Below are 3,004 nucleotides of genomic sequence, written 5' to 3' on the forward strand. Positions count from 1 at the left end.
GTCGGTGCTGATCGCCGAGGACAATGACATCAATGCCATGCTGGCCCGCGCCACGCTGCTGAAGGCCGGGCATCGCGTCAGGGTGGTCGGCAACGGCAAGGCGGCCGTCGAGGCTGTCACCGGCGCCGCGCACAAGGACCGCTTCGACGTGGTCTTGATGGATCTGCACATGCCGGTCATGGACGGGCTGGACGCGATTGCCGCCATCCGCCGCCATGAGGAAGAAAGTGCCGTGCGGCCGGTGCCGATCATGGTGCTGTCGGCCGACAGCCAGGAAAAGACCCGCCATGCGGTGTTGGCCCATGGCGCCAGCGGCTTTGTCACCAAGCCGCTCGACCCCGAGGCGCTGGTCAATGCCGTCGAGGGCCAGGTCGTCGCGGCCTGAGCTTTCCACCGCCCGTTCCGCACCGGGCGATCACTTAAACGTAGCCGGTTGATCGTATTCGCCAGCCGACGAAGTATTGCCCACGACGTCGTATCACGGTACTGTCACAATCCTGTTGCACCTACACCGTATCCCCGTGCCAAGAGGGATGGCTCGAAGGAGAATCACTCGTGCATACAGTTATGCCGGAATGTGACACTCGGCCGAACGCCAGCAGCGCCTTGCTTGCCGGACGTAACGTCGATTCCGTCATAAAGGGCGCGGCACTGGGCCGTATAGGCAATCTTGAAGTGCGGCTCGCTCGCAACGAGGCCGAGATCGCGGCCGCGCAGGAAGTGCGCTACCGGGTGTTCTACGACGAACTTGGCGCCAGGAAGGACCTGTTCCAGGCCCATGACCGCCGTGACGCCGACCGGTTCGATCCACTCTGCGACCATCTGCTGGTTTTGGACACCACGCTTTCCGGTCCCGAACATCGCCGTATCGTCGGTACATATAGGCTGCTGCGGCAAGAAATCGCGGCCACGGCCGGCGGTTTCTATTCCGAAGGTGAATTCGAGCTGACCAAGCTCATTGCCCGTCACCCCGGCCAGCGTTTCCTGGAACTCGGCCGCTCCTGCGTCTTGCCGGAATACCGCTCGAAACGCACCATCGAGGCGTTGTGGCAAGGCATCTGGGCCTACATCAACCATTACGAAATCGGTGTGATGACCGGTTGCGCTTCTTTTCACGGCACCGTGCCGGCGGCGCATGCCGAGGCGCTCACCTACCTCGCCCACCACTGCCGCACAAATTCGGCCTGGGACGTGCGCGCGGTCTCCGGGCGCTACTGCTCGATGGACCTGATGCCGATCGAGGCGGTCAATGCCAAGGCGGCGATCGCCGCGATGCCGCCTCTGGTCAAGGGCTATCTGCGCGTCGGCGCCCGCATCGGCGACGGCTGCGTCATCGATCGCGAATTCTCGACGGTCGATGTGTTCGTCGTGATGCCGGTCAAGGAGATCGGCGCACGCTACGTCAACTATTATGGCGGGGAAGCCCAGCGCTTCGCTGCGTGAGGCTAGCGAATAGAAAGTAGCGGGAGCTATCTCGTTCAACCCCTATTCGCTATTCGCTTCCTTTTCACAAAATATCTTCCGGCCGCCTGCCGGGCCGGCTCTTGTAGGACGGAAACGACCAGCCGAATTTGAGCGCGCCGCCACGCACAAGGAACGCCGCAGCAAAACCGGCAAGGTCCGAGGCGAGCGGCGGCAGTCCGGCAAGATCGCCAAGCGTGTAAAGGCCGGCACCTGCAAGGGCCGCCGTGACATAGATTTCGGGCCTGAGCAGCACCGATGGCTCGCCGGCAAGAAGATCGCGCAGAATGCCGCCGAAAGTGGCGGTGAGCACGCCGGTGATGACGGAGACGACCGGCGAACCGGTAATCGCAAGCCCCTTGGCCGCGCCCATCACCGAAAAAGCGGCGAGCCCGATGGCGTCGAGCCAGAGCAGCCATTTCCAGCGCGATTCGACACGATGCGCGCTGAAGAAGACCAGCACCGCAACCGCGGCGCAGACCAGCACATAGCCGGAGTTGGCGACCCAGAAAACCGGCAGGTTGAGGATGACGTCGCGAAGCGTGCCGCCACCTATCCCGGTGACGCTGGCCAGGAACAGGAAGCCGATAATGTCGAGCTGCTTGCGCGAAGCCGCAAGCGCCCCCGTCGCCGCGAAGACGGCGACACCGGCATAGTCGAGAAGCGCGATGGGGTTCATGGCAGGCCAGGGGAGTAAGGGAATAGGGCAGTAGGGCAGTATGTTTAGCACGAAGCCGCACGGAAGGTGCGATTGCCCTTTTCCCTACTGCCCTACTGCCCTACTCCCTTAACTATGCATCTTTCTCAGCCTGCTCGTTTACCGGCCCCGGCTCGACCGGCGCTTCAGCGGCGGCAAACTTCGGACCGCCTTTGGCGACGCCGACCATAGCCGGGCGCAGCACGCGGTCGCCGATCGAATAGCCCGGCTGCACGACCTGGACCACGGTGTTGGCCGGGACGTCCGGATTGGGCACTTCGAACATCGCCTGGTGGAAATTGGGATCGAACTTCTCGCCTTCCGGCGCGAGCTTCTTGACCCCATGCCGTTCCAGCGCCGACAGCATGGCGCGCTCGGTGAGGTCGACGCCTTCGATCAGCGCCTTGAAGCCGGCGTCACCCGATGCCTTGGCCTCGGCGGGAATCGCATCCAGCGCGCGGCGCAGATTGTCCGACACCGAAAGCATGTCGCGGGCGAAATTCGCGACCGCGTAGGTGCGCGCATCGTGAACATCGCGCGCCGTGCGGCGACGCAGGTTTTCCATTTCGGCCGCCACGCGCAGCGCGCGGTCCTTCAGCTCTTCATTTTCCTTCAGCAGCCGGACAAGGGCTTCATAGTCGCCGTCGGTGCTGCCTTCCGTGCGCTCGGCTGCGGGCTCGGTCGCCTCGACTTCATCGGGCGCGCGTTCGTCTTTTGCCTGGTCGCTCATCGCCGTTTCCCGTCAATCTCGAATGATGTGGATTTTGTGCCCGATATCGATGTTTGGCAGCCAAAAATCAAGGGGTAAGCGATTATGGAAGCCACCGGCCAAGGCCGGACAATGGC

The 3,004-nt window shown here is 63.2% G+C and carries 4 protein-coding genes; 2 read left to right on the top strand and 2 right to left on the bottom strand.

What is annotated here, in order from left to right:
* Positions 1–385 (top strand): response regulator (locus EN879_RS30265; protein WP_164774675.1); only part of this gene is annotated, 385 nt, incomplete at its 5' end.
* A 182-nt stretch (positions 386–567) separates the two neighbouring features.
* Positions 568–1,443 carry a GNAT family N-acetyltransferase gene (locus tag EN879_RS30270; protein WP_023812526.1) on the top strand — a complete coding sequence of 292 codons (876 nt, stop codon included), beginning with the start codon at positions 568–570 and terminating at the stop codon, positions 1,441–1,443.
* 64 nt (positions 1,444–1,507) lie between these two features.
* Here EN879_RS30270 and EN879_RS30275 read toward each other — a convergent pair whose 3' ends face one another.
* The gene (locus tag EN879_RS30275; protein ID WP_013529571.1) at positions 1,508–2,140 is read right to left on the bottom strand and encodes a trimeric intracellular cation channel family protein; all 633 of its coding nucleotides are present in this window, start codon (positions 2,138–2,140) and stop codon (positions 1,508–1,510) included.
* Between the two features lie 112 nt (positions 2,141–2,252).
* The gene (gene grpE / locus EN879_RS30280; RefSeq protein ID WP_027161324.1) at positions 2,253–2,888 is read right to left on the bottom strand and encodes a nucleotide exchange factor GrpE; all 636 of its coding nucleotides are present in this window, start codon (positions 2,886–2,888) and stop codon (positions 2,253–2,255) included.
* Between the last annotated feature and the right edge of the window lie 116 nt (positions 2,889–3,004).

The organism is Mesorhizobium sp. M7A.F.Ca.AU.002.02.1.1 (assembly GCF_003998535.1).
GTDB lineage: Bacteria > Pseudomonadota > Alphaproteobacteria > Rhizobiales > Rhizobiaceae > Mesorhizobium > Mesorhizobium ciceri.